Below are 16,388 nucleotides of genomic sequence, written 5' to 3' on the forward strand. Positions count from 1 at the left end.
GTGACCGAGTCCTCTTCGCGTGTCCGTGAAGGCCTCCTTGCCTACTCTCAGAGTCAGGGGCCCAGCAAAGTCGAGGTAAGGCGGGCCTGATTCTGGACGCCGATGTGGCTTCAGTGTCCACATGGGACGATTGGACGTCCGGTTGGTGCTTTTATGTCCGGATCTGCGTGGGGTCGTGAGTGTTAATGAGGGTTATTGAGAGGTAACCCAAGCGTGGCGTGCCTCGGCGTGGGTCCGGACCGGCTGACGGGAGCGGGGACGGCGCCTGGTCTGTCCACAAAGGACCCTATTTGCACGGGTAAGTGTCCAACTTGGGTGGTATGCGTGGTTTCGCGAGCGGGTCGTGAGTGCGAAGTAGGGTTCTAACCCTAATTAACACTCACGACCCCCTTCAAAACCGTAAATATAGGCATCAATCGGACATGAAGTCGTCCAATGGTGTCCCCTGTGGACAGTCAAGGAGGCCCCACTGTCTCAGTGGGGCGTCCTTGATTGCGACCAGTCCGCGAAGGCCTCCTTCGCTACCTTCAGGGTAGGGAAGGGGACCTTCACATCAGCGAGGCGATCACGCCATGTTTGCCTTACCCCTCAAATAGAACGACCCACATCACTCACGACCCCCTCGTGAAACCGTGCAAGATCCCCAAATCGGGCACTCTTGTCTCGAAAAGTGTCCCTTATGGACAGTCAAGAGCTGGGCTGAGCCTCTCGTGCGAGCCCGCTCGCGCCGGCTGCGCCACGACCGGACTTTCCGGAATCGAAGTCCCCCAGGTCCAGGCGGCACGCCTGATACCGGGGTAGGGGTGCGGGCGAAGTCGGCTACCGGGGTAGCGGTGCCAAGACGGTTCCCCCGGGCGATGCCCACCTGGCGAATTCCGGAGATCGTTTCCCCATGCATCGCTCGAGAAGGCCACGCGTCACGACGACGCTGATCATCGTCGCCGTCGTGACGACCGTGCTCGCCGCGGTCGCGTTCATCTGGTGGATCTCGGGGTGGCCACTCGGCGTCGATTCGGCGGTCTACCGAGCCGGCGGGTTCGCCGTTGTCCACGGGGAGAGCCTCTATTCACCGTTGCGCAGTCTTCCGGACTGGGCACCGGAACTGCCGTTCACCTATCCACCGTTCGCCGCGCTGCTCTTCACTACGCTGACCGTGCTACCGCCCCAGTTGTGCTGGGGCCTGCTCGCGCTCGCCGCCGCACCTTCCCTCTATTACGCGCTGCGGCCGTTCGCGGACCGGGCACACCTTCCGGTGCTGCTGCTCGGCGCGTTCGCGGTTCAGCCGGTATGGCAGACCATCGGCCTCGGCCAGGTCAATCTCGTTCTGCTGGCCGTCGTGGTGACCGACATGCTTCCCCTGCGCGAGTCGCGCTATCGCGGAATCGCGATCGGGATCGTCGCGGCCGTCAAACTGATCCCGCTGATCTTCATCGTCCATCTCCTGGTGGTCAGGCGTACCGGTGACGCGGTACGCGCGTTCGCGGCGTTCCTGGGTGCGACTGCGTTCGCTGTGGTCGTCCTGCCGGGGGATTCCGTGCGTTACTGGACCTCCGCGATCTTCAACGACCATTTCGCCGAGATGAAGGGCTGGGTGGGGAACCAGTCGTGGCAGGGGTTTGTCGCGCGGACGTTGCCGGAAGGGCGGGTGGTCACGGTGGCGATCGTGACGTTCGGGGTGGTTTGCGCGGCGCTGGCGATGTGGCTCGTCCGTCGCCTCCATCACGCGGGCGACGATCGCGCCGCACTACTGGTCACGGCCGGATGCGCTTTGCTGCTCAGCCCGATTTCCTGGACACACCACTGGGTGTGGGTGGTACCCGCGCTCGGCTATCTCGCCGCCCGGGGACACCGCGGGGTGGCGCTGGTGGTCGCCGTCCTGTTCGCCGGATGGACGATCGCGGTCGTGCCGGGCGGGGGTGGGGCCGAACGCGACTGGAATTTCGCGGAGGCGATCGTCGGCAACGCGTATCTGATCGTTCTGCTCGTCGCGGCGCTCATAGTGGCTGGTCGGTCCTCCCGGCGTATAACGCCATACACGCCGGGAGAAAGTGCATTATTCGTCGGCATTCGGCGCGTGATCACGTCCTTCCCGCGTGTAAAACAAAAGGAACGCCAGGATGCCCGCGATTCCCGCGACAACGCAGATGTTGTCGGCGACGTCGGTGCCGAACGCCGTCACGATCGGCCCGGAGCCGATGACGATGCCAAGCGTCTGGCCCACCACGACAGCGAAGCCGCCGAGAAGGAACAGGAACAGGCAGACGCGGGTCGCGGCCAGCAATATGCGGTACATGGGGATCACGCTCCAGGCAGCCACAGCACGCCGACGGCCATGAGCACGCCGAACAGCAGGGTGGGCAACAAGTAGTAGAGAACGACAGGGACGAAGATCCGCACCGGATTGATCTCGGCGATGCCCGCCGCGACGTAGAGCGGTGCCGCGCCGGGTGGGGAGCATCCCTCCGACGACGCCCACACGAGGATGGCGGCGAAGGCGACGTGCGGAGGGATGCCCGAGGCGGTGAGCGCGGCGAACGCCACCGGGCCGACGGCGGCGACCGTCGACGTCGTGTTGAGTGGTCCCGCGACCAGGACGATGACGACGCCGACCACGATGGCCGCCACCAGCGGGGAGACTCCGGTGAGTCCTTCCAGATAGGGCTTGAGCTGGTCGTCGAGGCCGAGTGCCTTCAGCACGTTCGACGCGGCGAAGGCGGAGATCATCGTGACCCCGACCAGCCCGAGCTTGGGGCCGACCGCGCCGAACAGGTCCCACCACTGTGCCCGGCCCTTCGGCAGCGCCTTCCGTTCGACGAGCAAGCCGACCAGCAGCATGACGATCGGCAGCCAGATGAGCAGCGGGATCGCGTCGGAGGCGTCGGTGCCGATCCGGGCCGAGACGAGATCGTCGGTCGGCGGGGCGGTGAGCAGGATCGGGACCGCGATCGAGCCGAGGACGACCAGCGACGGCCAGCCGACCTTGAACGACGCGCGCAGCGGATGGATGTCCTGCGGCTCCATCGCTTGTACGCCACGGCGTTTCACGATGACGTAGGCCATGATCAGCCGCATGCCCACCATCCACGCGCCGGTGACGAAGATCGTCGCGACGATGTCGCCCGCGCTGAGCACCGGCACTACGGTCGGCGCCGCCAGGAGGATGAAGAACGCTCCGCTGAAGGGAAAAGTGGCGCCGACACCGGCGTTCCCGGACAGCACGAGCGCCGCGGTCTCACCGCTGGCCTTCGACCGTTTCATCCAGGGGATGGTGATCGATCCGACGGTGGCCACGATCGCGGCGCCGTTGTGGGCGACCGCGCCGAACAGTCCCGAAGCGACGGTCGCGGCGTAGGCGGAGCCACCTCGGCGGCGGCCGAGGAACGAACTGAGGATGTCGACCATCCGCTGTACCAGTCCGGTCCTGCTGAGCAGCTCGCTGACGAAGACGAACGCCAGCGCGGCGAAGGTGATTTCGGATTTCAGCCCGTCGACCAGGCTATCCCAGACGATGGTGAAGAAGTCGGTGCCCGCGAACGCGGCGGTGACGAGAAAGCCGACCACCATCGCTTCGCCGATGTTGCGTTTGAAGACCGCGTTCCACACGACGATGGCGGCGATGAACGCGACCAGCGCCAGGATGGCGTTCATCCGCGATCCTGGGGTGAGCAGTCGGTGACGAGGCCCGCGTCGCGGTAGGCGGCCTTCGCTTCCGGGCTGGAAAGGAAGCGCAGGAGGTCCGCGGCTTCGGGCGGCGCCGAGCAGCCGATTGCGGCGGAGAGCTCGCTGTAATGCTGGGCTCCGTCGGGCAGCGGGCCGATGATCCGGGCCTGCGGGACGAACTTCAGTTCGCTGATCTGCTGGACGGCGAGGTCGGCGCGGCCATCGGTGACGGCCAGCGCGGTGAAGCCCTTGTCCACGACGGTGGCCCGTGCGTTGACCTCGTCGGCGATGCCCAGTTCCTCGATCAGCCGGGCGAAGTGGATACCGCTCGCGCCGCTGCGCGAATACGCGACGGATCGCGCCGAGACCAGTGCCGTGCGAAGGGCGTCCACCGTGCTGATGTCGGGGCTGTCGAGTTCCGGTGCGGTGGCGAGGCCGATGCCGCTTTTCGCCAGGACGACACGGGAATCGGGGGTGACCGCGCCGGCGGCCGCCAGTTCGGTGAAGGCGCCGGACACCGCGATCACGACGTCGGGCTTGGCGCCCTCGCCGATCCTCTCGACCAGGATGGTGGTGGGGTCGAACGTGACCTCGACGTCGACCGCGTGCTTCTTCGAGAACGCGTGCAGCAGCACGTCGTCGAGTGCCTTCTTGACGGAGAGGGCACTGAAGAGGGTGATCATGAGAAGTCCCTTCAAGCGGGTGGGGAGTGGAGGGCGGCGCGCTGACGATCGGTCAGCGGACGGGTGGAATGACCCCGCAGGAGCAGAAAGATCTCCGCGGTGTGCTCGAGTTCTTCGAGGGTGTCCAGTGCGGCGTCGAGGTTCGTCCCGGCGACCACCGGGCCGTGGTTGGCGAGCAGCAGCGCCGGATGGTCGACGGCCGCGCGAGCGATCGGCTCGGCAACCGCGGGGTCTCCCGGCGGGTGGTAGGGGAGCAGGGGAAGCCGGCCGACCCGCATTGCGAAGTACGCGGTCAGCGGCGGGATCGCGTCGCCGGGGTCGAGGCCGTCCAGGCACGAGACGGCGGCGGAATGCGTCGAGTGGGTGTGCACGACCGCGTTCGCGGCCGGCCGCTGTCGCAGCATGGTCGCGTGGAAGAAGGCTTCCTTCGACGGCGGTGGTCCGGCGAGGTGGTTTCCGTCGGCGTCGACGACCGACAGATCACCAGGCCGCACGGTGCCCAGGCAGGCGCCGGTCGGTGTGACGAGGAGCTGCTCCCCGTAGCGCACGGAAATGTTGCCCGTGCGGCCGTGGGTGAGCCCGCGGTCGTAGAGGGACCGTGCCGCGGCGATGACACGTTCGCGGTGGAGCCGGTCGGTACTCATGAGCCGGACGCCGTCGCGAGCAGGTCCGGGTCGCCGAAGTTGCCGGATTTGAGCAACAGGGCGGGCTGCCGCTCGTCCACGGGATGGATCCACGGCACTCCGGCCGCGGCTTCCACCCCGATGACGCCTCCGCGGACGCCGAGTGCGGTGACGATCGCGCCGGAGGTCTCACCGCCCGCGGCGACGAGCCGGCGGACACCACGTTCGGCGAGGCCGACGGCGACGAGCCCGGTCGTCTTCTCGAGTATCTCGGCCGACCGGGCGACACCCAGTTCTTGTTGGGTGCGTTTGAGCTCCGCCGGACTCGACGACGAGTGGATCAACGGTCCGACGGTGTCGGCCAGGGAGTCGTACCAGGCCAGCGCATCCGCCGCGAGAGCGGCGGGATCCGGTGTCCCCACCGGGTCGAGCCGATGGACAGGACGGCCCAGCCGTTTCATGACGGCGACCTGTTCCAGTGTCCGCGCCGAGCAGCTGCCGGAGAGCACCACGGCCGGGCCGGTCGGCGCCTTCGTGTCGTTCGGCGGGGGATCGGTGGACGCTCGCGCGGCGGCGAGCCCGGCCGCGAGACCCGCCGCGCCCGCGACGAGAGGTGAGTCCGCCGCGACCCGTCCCAGCAGGCGTAAGTCGTCTTCGGTGAGGGCGTCGACGAGGACGTAGCCGCTCTTCTTGTCGGCGATCGCCTCGCGCACGACGGTTTCGCCGCGCCGGATGACGTCGTGGGTGACGAGAGCGACCGGCGTGGAGGTTTGCGCCCGCAGCAACCGAGGCAGGTTCGAGTCCGTCATCGGCGTGGCGGGATGGTCACGCATGGGTGATTCCGCCAGCAGGGTGTCGCCGACGAACAGGTGACCCTGGTACTGCGTGCGTCCGTGTTCCGGGGAACTCGGCGTCGTCACGACGACGCTGGGCGGCAAGGCCTGCGAGAGTGCGTCGAGAACCGGGCCGATGTTGCCGCGCGGTGTCGAGTCGAACGTGGAGCAGTACTTGAAGTAGAGCTGATCCGCTTCCCGGTTTCGCAGCCATCGCAAGGCTTCCACGGACGACGAGACCGCTTCCGCGGCCGGGATCGCGCGGCTCTTGAGTGCGATCACGATGGCGTCGTGTGGTGGCAGTGCTTCGGCTTCGGGTGGGACGCCAAAGAACAACAGGGTGCGCAGGCCGCCGCGGCGGAAGGCGACGGCGACGTCGGTCGCGCCGGTGAAGTCGTCGGCGATCGCGCCGAGCACGCCGGTCATCTTCCGATCACCGCCTTCAACCTCGCCGCTGCGCTGCGAGGTCCGGATACAACCGGGACGCCGAGAGCCGCCGACAGTTCTTCCGCGACCGGGGCGAGGGAGTATTGGGCGAGCAGAACGAGATCCCAAGATCCGGCTCGCGCCTGGCAGGTTTCGACGACCTTGCCGGGGGCGAGCACGCCGTCGACCTCGACGGCGATCCCCTTCTCGCGTGCCGCTTGCTCGAAACGCGCCGTCGAGTCGCTCAGCGCTGAGGCGAGCGAGGCGACCAGGAGGATTTTGCCGTGGCCGCTGGAAAGCGCGTCGTCGAACGCGGCCTCGTCCGGCGCCAGGGTCGGGACAGGCGCGTCGACCTGCTTCGTGACCTCGCCGTACAGCGAGCACGTGAGCAGTACGCCGTCGGCGCCGCCGCTGACCGCGTAGTCGATGAGGCGACGCATCCGGTCGTCCAAGGCGGGGGTGCGGCCGTCGTCGCCGACGTCGGCCAGCAGGCGGTCGTCGAGGATGTTCCATGGCGTGGCCTGCGGGAACCCGGTCGCCAGCGCGTCGACGGCGGGTGGGATCGCGGCCGGTGTCGCACTGATCAACGCGATACGACGGTTCATCGGGCCTGCTCCTTGATCCAGTCCAGACCCGCTTCGGTGGTGGTGGCGGGCCGGTATTCGCACCCGATCCAGCCGTCGTAGCCCTCGGCGGTGAGGGTGTCGAAGACGCCGATCCAGGGGATGTCGCCGGTACCGGGTTCGGCCCGGCCGGGTGAGTCGGCGAGCTGTATGTGGGCGGTCCGGGGCAGGTGGTCCCGCAGTGCCGTGACGACGTCCTGCTCGTCGATGGAGGCGTGGTAGACGTCGAAGAGCAGGCTCACGTGGTCCTCGCCGATCGCGTCGGCCACCATCGCCGCGTGTGCCTGGTCGTCCAGGACGAAGCCCGGCGCGTCCTGTTTGTTCTGCGCCTCCAGCAGGAGCCTCACGCCGCTTCCGCGTGCCCGCTCCGCCGCCCACGCGATGTTCGCGACGTACTGCGCGAACGCGCGGTCGCGGGAGACGTCCGCGGGCCGGATCCCGGCGGGTAGATGCAGGAAGGTGCTGCCCAGTGCGACGGCGTACTCCAGGCCGAGTTCCACGCCCGCGCGGAACTCGGCCGCCCTGCCGGGCAGACACGCGTAGCCGAGCCGTTCGGGGGAGCCGGGCTCGCCGGTGGGGGAGTTGATGAGGATCTGGGTCAGCCCCGCGTCGGCGAGGCGCCGGACGAGCGTGGCGGCGGGATAGGGGTACGGCGAGGCGTACTCGACGGCGGTGAAGCCGGCCGCCGCTGCCGCGTCGAAGCGCTGTTCGAAGGGCAGTTCCGTGAACAGCCACTTGAGGTTGGCGTCCAGGCGGAGTCCATTGTGGAGAATCATCGGCGGTTTCCTGGGGTTCCTGGGTTGACGAGGTTGGCCGGGGTGCGTCCGTGCAGGGCGTCGATCACCTGCTGGGCGGCCATCAGGCTGGAGCGGGATCGCGCTTGTTCCGTCGCGGCCCCGATATGCGCGGTGACCACGACGTTGTCGAGCCGCCGCAGCCTGCTGTCGAGTGGCAAGGGCTCCTCCGCGAGTACGTCCAGGGCAGCGCCTGCCAGCGCGCCGTTCTCCAGCGCGTCGGCGAGGGCCTCCTCGTCGACCACCTCTCCGCGAGCGGTGTTGATCAGGAAAGCCCCCGGCTTGAGCTTCCGCAGCGCGGACGCGTCGATCAGGTGACGGGTGGAGTCGTCGAGGAAGATGTGCAGGCTGAGGAAATCGGCCTCCGCCAGTACCTCGTCGAAAGTGCGGGACTCGACGCCGGTCTCCGCCAAGAAGTCGTGGTCCGGGTACGGATCGTGCGCGACGACCCGCATGCCGAGGGCCAGCGCGAGCCGCGCGACGGTCTTGCCGATGGAGCCCAGCCCGATCAGACCGAGTACCGCGCCGTCGAGTTCCCGTCCGCTGCGCTGCTCCCAGCGGCCCGCTTGGACGCTCGCGATGTTCTGGGGGATCAGGCGGGCGCAGTTGAGCATGAGCGCCAGGACGTGCTCGGCGACCGACCGGCGGTTGGCCCCAGGGGTGTAGGTGACGGCGACGCCGCACCGGGTCGCGGCGTCGAGATCGATGTTGTCGTAGCCGACACCGCAGCGGCCGAACACCTTGAGCCTGGACGCGGTCTCGATGACGTCGGCGGTGAAGGCGTCGGTGCCCGCGACGATCCCGTCGGCGTCACGAACGAGGTCGGCCAGGGAAGTGCCGGTGGCCTCGCGCTGCGCGGGGGTGGTGAAGACGGTGTCGAAACCCGCGTCCGAGAGCAGCCTGTCGACTTCACCGCCTGGCTTCAGATACGAGGTCGTCACGAGTACGCGCATGGTCATCCGGTTCGTTTCTCCTGTTCGAAGCAGCCTGATGCAAATACTATAGGATTCATGTCAATAGTATAGCGAGCCAAGATCAAGGCTCCCTGGCACGCGGGATATCGTGAGGCGACTAAGGAGGGACACATGGCTTCCCCGCGGAGGTCGGGACGGCAGCCGCTCGCCGACCGGATGTACGAGGTGTTGCTCGGCCAGTTCACCGACGGCCGGTGGTCGGCGGGCGAGCCCGTCAACATCGGTGCGCTCTCACGGGAACTCGACGTCAGCCAGACCCCGCTCCGGGAGGCGCTCGCACGGCTGGAGCACACCGGGCTCGTTCGCCGGGAGGCGCTCAAGGGCTACCGGGTCGCCCCGCTGCTCACCGAGTTCGAGCTGATCAAGCTGATGGACGCCCGCCTCGTTCTCGAACCCGCACTCGCCTACGAAGCCGCGCGCCGGACGACGCCCGAGTTCCTCGAAGAGGTCTTGGAGAGCGTCGACGACCTCGCGCGCGCGGCCACCTCACCGGACACGAAGGTCTTCAGCGCGTACTGGACGATCGACGAACGGTTCCACCTGCTCATCGCCGCCCGGGCGGACAACCCGTTCCTGGAGAAGGCGTACCGGTCACTCGGCGGCCAGGTGCAGAGGTTCCGGTTCTTCGCGAAGCTCGGCTCGGCCAGGGGAGCGCCCGGGCTGGCTGCGGAGGAGCACCGCGCCGTCTATGAAGCCTTGGCAGCAGGGGAGGCGGACGAAGCGGCGGCTCGTATGCGCAGGCACATCGAGAACGCGAAGCAGCGCGTCCTGGAGGACCGGAAGTCAGTCGAGGCGGCCGAACTCCCGGCCGCTCGCTGACCTTGTTAAGCGTATAACGACCTATACCCCAGGACTGGCTGCAAGATTTGCTAAGTCTCGTAGGAAAAATCAGCTCAGAGATGCCCGCGGGGTCCGGGTGTGCCGGATTCAGGGCCATGCCCCTGAACCTCTGTTGATCAAGCTTCGCAACCGGGTACGACCCCGCGTCTATGAAGGAATTGGGACACTCAACGTCCCAATTCCTTCATAGACGTCGGCCTGCGCCATGACCAAGAGGCCTCCGACCTGCACGATCCCGACTTTGCCGGGCCCCTGACCTTGAAGGTAGGGAAGGAGGCCTTCACGGACCGGCAAGAGCATCACCGCTACTTGAGGAGGGCGAGAAAGAACTCCCGGATGTCCTCGGCAAGCAGGTCCGGCACCTCCATCGCTGCGAAGTGGCCACCGCGCTCGAACTCCGACCAGTGCCGGATGTCGTACAGCCGCTCCGCCAGCGGCCGCACCGACTGCGTGATGTCATGCGGGAACACCGCCACGCCGAGTGGTACCGGGCATGGTGCGGTTCCCCTCGGGGCGTCGTGGTGCAGTCGTGCCGACGAAGCCGCGGTGGCGGTCAGCCAGTACAGCGAGATGTCGGTGAGCATCCGGTCGTCGCTGATCGGTGAACGAGGGTCCGTCCACTGTGCGAAGCGTTCGGCGATCCAGGCCAGCTGGCCGACCGGCGAGTCGGTCAGCGCGTAGCCGATGGTCTGCGGGGTGGCAGCCTGTAAAGCCTGGTACGGCGGGCGGTTCGCCATCAGTCGCCGGACCTTGTCCAATCTGGCCTCGTCCTCTTCGGACAGTTCGACGTCGGGATCCGGCCGGGTAGGCAGGTAGTTGACGTGCACCCCGATGACCCGTTCGGGTTCCATCGCGCCGAGTGCCGTCGAGATGCCCGAGCCGAAGTCGCCGCCTTGTGCGCCGTAGCGGTCGTACCCGAGTCTGCGCATCAGTTCGGCCCAGGCCCGTGCGATCCGGACGATGTGCCAGCCGCGTTCGTGGGTCGGTCCGGAGAAGCCGTAGCCGGGAATGGACGGGATTACGAGATGGAAGTCTCGCGACAGTGGCCCGATGACGTCGAGGAACTCCAGGAACGACCCCGGCCAGCCGTGCGTGAGGATCAGCGCGAGCGCGTCCGGGTTCGCCGACCGGACGTGGATGAAGTGGATGTTCTGGCCTTCGATCTCGGTCGTGAAGTGTGGAAGGTCGTTGAGTGCGGCTTCATGGGCGCGCCAGTCGTAGTCGGTGTGCCAGTACTCGGCCAGTTCCTTGAGACGTGCCAGTGGGAAGCCGTAGTCCCAGCCGGCGTCGGCGACCTCGTTGGGCCAGCGGGTGCGGGAGAGCCTGTCGTGGAGATCGTCGAGGTCGGCTTGGGGGATGGCGACGCGGAAGGGCTTGATCATGGTCTCGGCTCCGGAGGGTTTCATTCGGCGCTCGAATGTTCAGGCGCCTAACGTTTGGTGACCCAACGATACTCCGATCGTTCGGTCACCCAACGATTCGTTAGACTCGTCACATGGAGCACCCTTCGGAAGAGACGCACGCCAAGTGGCAGAGGCTGCCCAGCTGGCTGCTCACGCAGACCGCGAACCACGCGCATCGCCTGGTGACCGAGGGGTTCTCCGCCGTCCACGCGCGGGGCTATCACTACCGCGTGCTGGCGACGTTGGAGGAGTTCGGTCCGGCCAGCCAGGCCACACTGGGCCGCCGTAGCGGTATCCACGTCAGTGAGATGGTCGCGACGATCAACGAGCTCGCCGAACACGAACTGGTCGAGCGCGCCCCGGACCCCGACGATCGGCGGCGCAACGTCGTCTCGCTGACCACGGCGGGCAAGCGGCAGCTGCGGCGGCTGGAGAAGCAGCTCGCCGAACGTCAGGAGGAACTGCTGGCTCCGCTGTCAGTCGAGGAACGAGAGCGGTTCACCGAGCTGCTGTCGAAGCTGCTGGACCACCACGACCGGCAGTCTTCTTACCCCTAGAAGCCTTGAACGGCCGCGAGAAAGGCTTGACGGGCGTCGGAAGTGCTGTACTGGGGCCACAGGGCTTGAAGGGGTACGTGCACCGGCGGCTGTAGCTCCTTGACCTGGACCGCCCCGCCCGCGGCCGGACCGGGGGAGGCGGTCACGAAGGCGACGCCATCGGTGTCGAGCACGGCGGTGACCGGGGGCGTGCCTTGGATGGGGTTGCGGTGGACGCGAGGTTCGAATCCCGCGTTACGGCAGAGGTTGACGAGCAGGTCGGTGTATCCGGAGCGGCCGGGCCGTCCCCAGACGGTGATCTCCTCGCCGTCGAGGTCGCTCAGCCGGACTTCGTCGCGTTCGGCGAGCCGATGTCGGGAGGCGACGGCGATGTTGAGCCGTTGCCGGATCAGGGTGGTGCCGACGAGGCCATGCGCCGGGGTGAGTGCCCGGCCGAGGCCGAGGTCGAGTTGTCCGTCGAGCAGTTGTGCGGTGAGTTCGTCGGGGTAGCGCTGGTGGACGTCGATGACGAGGTCGGGGTCGGGTTGGTGGTTGCGCAGCAGGGCGGTGAGCTCGTCGCCGGTGACGGCGGGGGTGTGGCCGACGCGGAGTCGTTCGGCTTCGCCGCGGCCGATGCGGCGGGCGCGTTGGACGGCGGTGTCGGCGATGCCGTGCAGGAGGCGGGCGTCGGCGATGAGTGCCTGTCCGGCGGGGAGGACGGTGACCCCGGTGGCGCCGCGCTCGAGCAGGGGTACGCCGACTTCCCGCTCGAGCGTGCGCACCGAGGTCGACAGCGCCTGCTGGCTCAGGTGCAGTCTGGTCGCCGCGCGGGTGAAGCTGCCTTCTTCGGCGACGGCGATGAGGTGGTTCAGCTTGTACAGGTCCAGGCCCACCTCGGGGTTCCCCTTCGTGTCCGGTTCGTGGCGTCATGACCAGCGTATGGGCGGGCGCGTGGTCAGCGCGTGGTGTAGCCGCCGTTCGGGAACATCGTCTGGCCGGTGAACCAGGAGCCTTCGGTAACGAGGAACCGGATGATCGGCACGATGTCCTCGATGTGGGTGAGCCGTCCGCCCATGGCCTGTGACTTGTGGAATTCGACCCGTTCGGGAGTTTCCTGGGGGTAGAAGAACGGGGTGTCCATCGGGCCGGGTGCGACGACGTTGACGGAGATGCCGCGGTCGGCGAACTCCTTGGCGGCGGCCCTGGTGAAGTGCTCCAGTGGTGCCTTGCCGCCGGCGTAGGTGGAGTAGCCGTCGGTGAAGGCGGCGAGCAGGGAGGTGCCGAGGCTGATGATCTTGCCGTTGTCGGACAGGCGTCGTCCGGCTTCCTGGATGAAGAAGTAGGCCGCTTTCGCGTTGATCGCGAACATGCGGTCGTAGTCCTCTTCGGTGGTTTCGAGGATGGGCTTGCGCAGGACCATGCCGGTGGTGTTGACGGCGATGTCGGCGCGGCCGAAGGTGTCGACGGCGGTGTCGAAGAGGCGGTGGACGTCGGCGATCCGGGTGAGGTCGCCCTGGACGGCGATGGCTGCGGAGCCGGTGCCGCGGACGGCCTCGACGGTCTTTTCGGCGTCGGCCGCGGAGGGGTCTCCGTGGTAGTGGACGACGATCTTGGCGCCGGCTTCGCCGAGGGTGGTGGACAGGAGTCCGCCGAGGTTCTTGGCGCCGCCGGCGATGATCGCGACTGTTCCGTTCAGGTTCTGTTCGGTCATGGTTCCGACCGTAGGAGCGGGGAGCGGGTGCTGGGAAACACAAGATCCGGGTGGGGTCACAAGCCCGGGTTGTGGCCTTTCCCACCTGTTTCGGCGGACGAATATCCAAGATCGAACGGCGGAATCACACCGAATTGTGGACACTCGTTGCCGTGCTCCGAGAAGTCGATGATCTTGATCAGCTCGCCGATGCCCCTGTGGTGCCCGCGTCCGGGCGTCCGGCGCGTGTGGTCGAGAGAGTGCTCGATCGGCTGGCGTGGTCGCCGTATCCGAGGGCGATCGTGCTGTATCTCGTCATCCGTACGGCCAGTGTCCAGTTGCTCGACCTGTTGGCGGCTCGGCGGGGGATGACGCTGTCGGATCGGCTGACGGCGTGGGACGGGCAGTGGTATCTGCGGCTGGCGGTGCACGGGTACGCCGATCTGCCGGGGACGTTGGACGCGGCGCGGCAGCCGTATTCGGACGCGCCGATGGCGTTCTTCCCGCTGTATCCGAAGTTCGTCGAGGCGGTGATGTGGCTCGGCGTGGACGTCGTCACCGCGGCGCTGACGGTGTCGGTGCTGGCGGGGCTGGTGCTGGCGTGCGGGTTGATCCGGATCGGGCGGGCGGTGTCGGCGGATCGGGGTGACCGGACGGGGCTGCTGTTGGTGGCGTTGTGGGCCGGGGCGCCGATGGCGATCGTGTTCTCGATGGCTTACACGGAGGCGGTGTTCTGCGCGTTCGCGGTGTGGGCGCTGGTGGGGGTGCTGGAACGGCGCTGGGTGCTGGCCGGGTTGTGCGCGTTCGGGGCCGGGTTGTCGAGGTCGACGGCGGTGGTGCTGGTCGCGGTGGTGGTCGTCGCGGCGTTGGTCGCGGCGTTCCGGCGGTCCGAGGAGCGGTTGCCCGCGCTGCTGGGTGCGGTGGTCGCGCCGTTGGGGGTGGCGGGGTACCTGGGGTTCGTCGCGTACCGGACAGGGAGCTGGACGGGCTGGCAGGACATCGAGTTGCGGGGCTGGAACACGGAGTTCGATTTCGGGGTGGAGACCTGGGAGTCGGCGCTGGCGCGGTTGACCGCGGACGAGTCGGTGTTCAGCACGCTGACGGTGTTGTTCCTGCTGGGCGCGCTGGCGCTGGTGGTGGTGGCGGTGTGCACGCGGGTGCCGTGGCCGTTGACGCTCTATGGTCTCGGTGTGCTGTTGCTGGCGATCGGTACGCGGGGGCTGCCGGACGCGAAGATCCGGTTCATCCTGCCGGCGTTCCCGGTGCTGGTCCCGATCGCGGTGGGGTTGTCGAAGCGGCGGACGGGGACGGCGGTGGCGGCCGCGGTCGCGTGGGTGGTGCTGGGGGCGTGGTTCTCGGCGCATGCGCTGACGGCGTGGCGGTACGCGATCTAGGGCGATCTAGCTCGCCTGGCGGGTCCGGTGGTCGGCGACGTGGACCCTGGTGGCGCAGCGGGTGGAGCAGAACCGGCGGCGTCCGTTGCGGGAGATGTCGACGTAGACGGTGTCGCAGTCTTCGCGGGAGCAGACGCCGAAGCGGTCCGGGGCGTCGCAGACGAGGTGGGCGAGTCCGCCCGCGGTGTAGGCGCGGACCCGGGAGACAGTGCCGGCGTGCGCGTCGACGTAGTGCAGGTGGGGTGCCTTGCCGTCGTGGGTGGAGATGTAGGGCTTGGACGCGGAGTCGCGGAGCAGTGCGTTGACCAGGTCGACGCGTGCCGTCGGGTCCGCTTCGAAGACCTGTCGGAGTCGTGTGGTCCAGGAGACGATCTCGTTCGCTTCGTGTTCGAGGACGGCGGCGACGGTCATGCGGTCCTTGAAGATCGCGGTCAGTTCGGCCGGGCCGGCGGCGTCGCCGAGGTTGACCAGCTCGGCGGCGATCTGAGCCGCCGCCCCGCCGTAAGGGTTGAAGTGCATTAACTCATTACAGCACGATCGGGGTATGGAATCGAACAAGTGCCCGCGGTGTGGGTGGCCGCTGGCCGAACTGCCCGGAAGTACGGCCCATTCCCAGCGGGTCTCCCAGGGAACGCTCGAGTACGTGCGGTGCCTGTGCGGGAGCTGGCTCGCGCGGGTCGACGGCGTCGTGATCGGGGCGACGAAATCCCAGCTGGGGCAGGCTCAGTTCTGACGGTGGCGTGCGTCGGCGAGCAGTTGCGCGAGCGCGTGCACGGGAGAGGTTTCCAGCTTGTGCCGGTGCGCGTCGTAGCGGTCGCGGGTGGTGCGGATGTCGGCGTGGCCCAGCAGGTCCTGGACTTTCTGGACCGGGACGTCGTTGGCCAGCAGCAGGGTTCCGGTGGTCCGCCGGGCGGTGTGCGGGGAGATGGTGTTCGCGGCGTCGAGTCCGGCGGCACGGGCCTGTGTCCGCAGGAGGAACCAGACGTCGCGTTGTGCCAGCGGCTTTCCGCCGGGTTTGGTGCTGTCGTAGCGGTGGGGCATGGTGGCGAGCAGCGGACCGGTCAGCTCGTCGGGCCGGACGCCGGCGCGGGCGGCGCGCAGTTCGAGGTAGCGGCGCAGCGGGTGCTGGGCGGCGGGGACGAGCGGGACGAAGTCGCGGTGGCCGCCTTTGGCGGTGTAGCGCAGGATCGTGTGTCCGGCGTCGGTGTCGAGGTCGCGCACGGTGGCGGTGGTCAGGCCGGAGACGCGCAGGCCGGTGTAGAACAGGATCGCGACGACGGCGGCGTCGCGCCAGGACGGTTCGGTGTCGTTGGCACGGGCCCGGTTCTCCATGTGGTTCAGCAGTTTCGCCGTCGATTCCCCGTCGAGCGCGGGCAGCGGCGGGGTTTTGCCGGTCTTGGGCCGGTTGACCGCGGAGACCGGGTTGCGGTCGGCGACGTCGTTGGACTGCAGGTACCGGTACCAGCTGGAGATGCCGGCGAGGGTGCGCGCGACGGTGGAGTCGGCCGCGGGCCTTGGCAGGCCGTCCCTGCCGGTGACGGTGAGGGTGTTCTTCCAGGCGTCGACGTCGGCACGGCGGGCCTGGAGCGGGTCGAGTCCGGTGCGGGCGCACCAGCCGAGCCAGGCGGCGAGGTCGGCGTAGTAGGCGCGGCGGGTGTGGTCGGTCTTGTCGGTCTCGAGCCAGAGCGCGGTGATGTGCCGGATCGCGTACCGGTCCAGTGGATCGGCCGGGGGGAGTGCGGGCAGCAGCGCGACGGCTTCGGCGAGGACCTGTCGCCGGTTCTCGGCCCTGGTTTCCGGTAGCCGGGGCTCCGGCGGGTGCGGAGTGGCGGGCACGAGTTCGGCGGACATCGTGATCATCCTATACGCACCGCGGTCTCCCGCGATGGAGAAGCCGGTCGTCCGGAAC

The 16,388-nt window shown here is 68.0% G+C and carries 17 protein-coding genes; 5 read left to right on the forward strand and 12 right to left on the reverse strand.

The window, feature by feature from the left end; all coding sequences use genetic code 11:
- The first annotated feature begins 946 nt into the window (after nucleotides 1-946).
- Nucleotides 947-2,368: a glycosyltransferase 87 family protein gene (locus tag ACZ7KI_RS17480; RefSeq protein ID WP_470274142.1), complete on the forward strand. Its 1,422-nt coding sequence runs from the start codon at nucleotides 947-949 to the stop codon at nucleotides 2,366-2,368.
- On the opposite strand, the gene ACZ7KI_RS17485 is transcribed toward ACZ7KI_RS17480, so the two are convergent.
- From ACZ7KI_RS17485 to ACZ7KI_RS17515, 7 genes are read right to left on the reverse strand one after another with little or no spacing between them, the layout of a single operon-like run.
- Nucleotides 2,299-3,648: an SLC13 family permease gene (locus tag ACZ7KI_RS17485; RefSeq protein WP_470274143.1), complete on the reverse strand. Its 1,350-nt coding sequence runs from the start codon at nucleotides 3,646-3,648 to the stop codon at nucleotides 2,299-2,301. The two genes, ACZ7KI_RS17480 and ACZ7KI_RS17485, sit on opposite strands and share 70 nt — an antisense overlap.
- Nucleotides 3,645-4,343 (reverse strand): molybdate ABC transporter substrate-binding protein, encoded by a 699-nt coding sequence (locus ACZ7KI_RS17490; RefSeq protein WP_470274144.1) that lies wholly within the window; start codon nucleotides 4,341-4,343, stop codon nucleotides 3,645-3,647. The genes ACZ7KI_RS17485 and ACZ7KI_RS17490 overlap by 4 nt, the downstream gene beginning before the upstream one ends.
- Before the next feature lie 11 nt (nucleotides 4,344-4,354).
- Nucleotides 4,355-4,987 (reverse strand): 3-oxo-tetronate 4-phosphate decarboxylase, encoded by a 633-nt coding sequence (gene otnC, locus ACZ7KI_RS17495; RefSeq protein ID WP_470274145.1) that lies wholly within the window; start codon nucleotides 4,985-4,987, stop codon nucleotides 4,355-4,357.
- The gene (otnK, locus tag ACZ7KI_RS17500) at nucleotides 4,984-6,225 is read right to left on the reverse strand and encodes a 3-oxo-tetronate kinase (protein ID WP_470274146.1); all 1,242 of its coding nucleotides are present in this window, start codon (nucleotides 6,223-6,225) and stop codon (nucleotides 4,984-4,986) included. The genes otnC and otnK overlap by 4 nt, the downstream gene beginning before the upstream one ends.
- Complete coding sequence (locus ACZ7KI_RS17505) at nucleotides 6,222-6,830, reverse strand: hypothetical protein (protein ID WP_470274147.1); 609 nt, start codon at nucleotides 6,828-6,830, stop codon at nucleotides 6,222-6,224. The genes otnK and ACZ7KI_RS17505 overlap by 4 nt, the downstream gene beginning before the upstream one ends.
- Complete coding sequence (locus tag ACZ7KI_RS17510) at nucleotides 6,827-7,624, reverse strand: hydroxypyruvate isomerase family protein (RefSeq protein ID WP_470274148.1); 798 nt, start codon at nucleotides 7,622-7,624, stop codon at nucleotides 6,827-6,829. Before ACZ7KI_RS17510 ends, ACZ7KI_RS17505 begins: the two co-directional genes overlap by 4 nt.
- Nucleotides 7,621-8,601 carry a phosphoglycerate dehydrogenase gene (locus ACZ7KI_RS17515; RefSeq protein ID WP_470274149.1) on the reverse strand — a complete coding sequence of 327 codons (981 nt, stop codon included), beginning with the start codon at nucleotides 8,599-8,601 and terminating at the stop codon, nucleotides 7,621-7,623. The genes ACZ7KI_RS17510 and ACZ7KI_RS17515 overlap by 4 nt, the downstream gene beginning before the upstream one ends.
- Before the next feature lie 126 nt (nucleotides 8,602-8,727).
- Between ACZ7KI_RS17515 and ACZ7KI_RS17520 the strand changes: the two genes are divergently transcribed.
- A complete protein-coding gene (locus ACZ7KI_RS17520; RefSeq protein ID WP_470274150.1) occupies nucleotides 8,728-9,435 on the forward strand; it encodes a GntR family transcriptional regulator in 708 nt (235 codons plus the stop codon).
- A 326-nt stretch (nucleotides 9,436-9,761) separates the two neighbouring features.
- On the opposite strand, the gene ACZ7KI_RS17525 is transcribed toward ACZ7KI_RS17520, so the two are convergent.
- A complete protein-coding gene (locus ACZ7KI_RS17525) occupies nucleotides 9,762-10,838 on the reverse strand; it encodes an epoxide hydrolase family protein (RefSeq protein ID WP_470274151.1) in 1,077 nt (358 codons plus the stop codon).
- A gap of 113 nt (nucleotides 10,839-10,951) precedes the next feature.
- On the opposite strand from ACZ7KI_RS17525, the gene ACZ7KI_RS17530 reads away from it, so the two are divergent.
- Nucleotides 10,952-11,416 carry a MarR family winged helix-turn-helix transcriptional regulator gene (locus tag ACZ7KI_RS17530; RefSeq protein ID WP_470274152.1) on the forward strand — a complete coding sequence of 155 codons (465 nt, stop codon included), beginning with the start codon at nucleotides 10,952-10,954 and terminating at the stop codon, nucleotides 11,414-11,416.
- Here the strand turns inward: ACZ7KI_RS17530 and ACZ7KI_RS17535 are convergent.
- Complete coding sequence (locus tag ACZ7KI_RS17535; RefSeq protein ID WP_470274153.1) at nucleotides 11,413-12,288, reverse strand: LysR substrate-binding domain-containing protein; 876 nt, start codon at nucleotides 12,286-12,288, stop codon at nucleotides 11,413-11,415. The two genes, ACZ7KI_RS17530 and ACZ7KI_RS17535, sit on opposite strands and share 4 nt — an antisense overlap.
- A gap of 62 nt (nucleotides 12,289-12,350) precedes the next feature.
- Nucleotides 12,351-13,106, reverse strand: coding sequence for an SDR family oxidoreductase (locus ACZ7KI_RS17540; RefSeq protein WP_470274154.1), 756 nt, complete (start codon nucleotides 13,104-13,106; stop codon nucleotides 12,351-12,353).
- 152 nt (nucleotides 13,107-13,258) lie between these two features.
- Between ACZ7KI_RS17540 and ACZ7KI_RS17545 the strand changes: the two genes are divergently transcribed.
- Nucleotides 13,259-14,479 carry a hypothetical protein gene (locus tag ACZ7KI_RS17545; RefSeq protein ID WP_470274155.1) on the forward strand — a complete coding sequence of 407 codons (1,221 nt, stop codon included), beginning with the start codon at nucleotides 13,259-13,261 and terminating at the stop codon, nucleotides 14,477-14,479.
- Between the two features lie 6 nt (nucleotides 14,480-14,485).
- Here the strand turns inward: ACZ7KI_RS17545 and ACZ7KI_RS17550 are convergent, their stop codons facing one another.
- Nucleotides 14,486-14,998 (reverse strand): CGNR zinc finger domain-containing protein, encoded by a 513-nt coding sequence (locus ACZ7KI_RS17550; RefSeq protein ID WP_470274156.1) that lies wholly within the window; start codon nucleotides 14,996-14,998, stop codon nucleotides 14,486-14,488.
- Between the two features lie 25 nt (nucleotides 14,999-15,023).
- On the opposite strand from ACZ7KI_RS17550, the gene ACZ7KI_RS17555 reads away from it, so the two are divergent.
- Complete coding sequence (locus ACZ7KI_RS17555) at nucleotides 15,024-15,212, forward strand: hypothetical protein (protein WP_470274157.1); 189 nt, start codon at nucleotides 15,024-15,026, stop codon at nucleotides 15,210-15,212.
- Here ACZ7KI_RS17555 and ACZ7KI_RS17560 read toward each other — a convergent pair.
- Nucleotides 15,203-16,330: a tyrosine-type recombinase/integrase gene (locus tag ACZ7KI_RS17560; protein ID WP_470274158.1), complete on the reverse strand. Its 1,128-nt coding sequence runs from the start codon at nucleotides 16,328-16,330 to the stop codon at nucleotides 15,203-15,205. The genes ACZ7KI_RS17555 and ACZ7KI_RS17560 overlap by 10 nt on opposite strands.
- Between the last annotated feature and the right edge of the window lie 58 nt (nucleotides 16,331-16,388).

It is taken from the genome of Amycolatopsis sp. NPDC039088 (assembly GCF_055598845.1).

Bases quoted from the DNA above. Each gene is read 5' to 3' on its own strand.
- ACZ7KI_RS17485 (WP_470274143.1), bottom strand. From the start codon at position 3,648: ATGAACGCCATCCTGGCGCTGGTCGCGTTCATCGCCGCCATCGTCGTG.
- ACZ7KI_RS17490 (WP_470274144.1), bottom strand. From the start codon at position 4,343: ATGATCACCCTCTTCAGTGCCCTCTCCGTCAAGAAGGCACTCGACGAC.
- otnC (WP_470274145.1), bottom strand. From the start codon at position 4,987: ATGAGTACCGACCGGCTCCACCGCGAACGTGTCATCGCCGCGGCACGG.
- otnK (WP_470274146.1), bottom strand. From the start codon at position 6,225: ATGACCGGCGTGCTCGGCGCGATCGCCGACGACTTCACCGGCGCGACC.
- ACZ7KI_RS17505 (WP_470274147.1), bottom strand. From the start codon at position 6,830: ATGAACCGTCGTATCGCGTTGATCAGTGCGACACCGGCCGCGATCCCA.
- ACZ7KI_RS17510 (WP_470274148.1), bottom strand. From the start codon at position 7,624: ATGATTCTCCACAATGGACTCCGCCTGGACGCCAACCTCAAGTGGCTG.
- ACZ7KI_RS17515 (WP_470274149.1), bottom strand. From the start codon at position 8,601: ATGACCATGCGCGTACTCGTGACGACCTCGTATCTGAAGCCAGGCGGT.
- ACZ7KI_RS17520 (WP_470274150.1), top strand. From the start codon at position 8,728: ATGGCTTCCCCGCGGAGGTCGGGACGGCAGCCGCTCGCCGACCGGATG.
- ACZ7KI_RS17525 (WP_470274151.1), bottom strand. From the start codon at position 10,838: ATGATCAAGCCCTTCCGCGTCGCCATCCCCCAAGCCGACCTCGACGAT.
- ACZ7KI_RS17530 (WP_470274152.1), top strand. From the start codon at position 10,952: ATGGAGCACCCTTCGGAAGAGACGCACGCCAAGTGGCAGAGGCTGCCC.
- ACZ7KI_RS17540 (WP_470274154.1), bottom strand. From the start codon at position 13,106: ATGACCGAACAGAACCTGAACGGAACAGTCGCGATCATCGCCGGCGGC.
- ACZ7KI_RS17550 (WP_470274156.1), bottom strand. From the start codon at position 14,998: ATGCACTTCAACCCTTACGGCGGGGCGGCGGCTCAGATCGCCGCCGAG.
- ACZ7KI_RS17555 (WP_470274157.1), top strand. From the start codon at position 15,024: ATGGAATCGAACAAGTGCCCGCGGTGTGGGTGGCCGCTGGCCGAACTG.
- ACZ7KI_RS17560 (WP_470274158.1), bottom strand. From the start codon at position 16,330: ATGTCCGCCGAACTCGTGCCCGCCACTCCGCACCCGCCGGAGCCCCGG.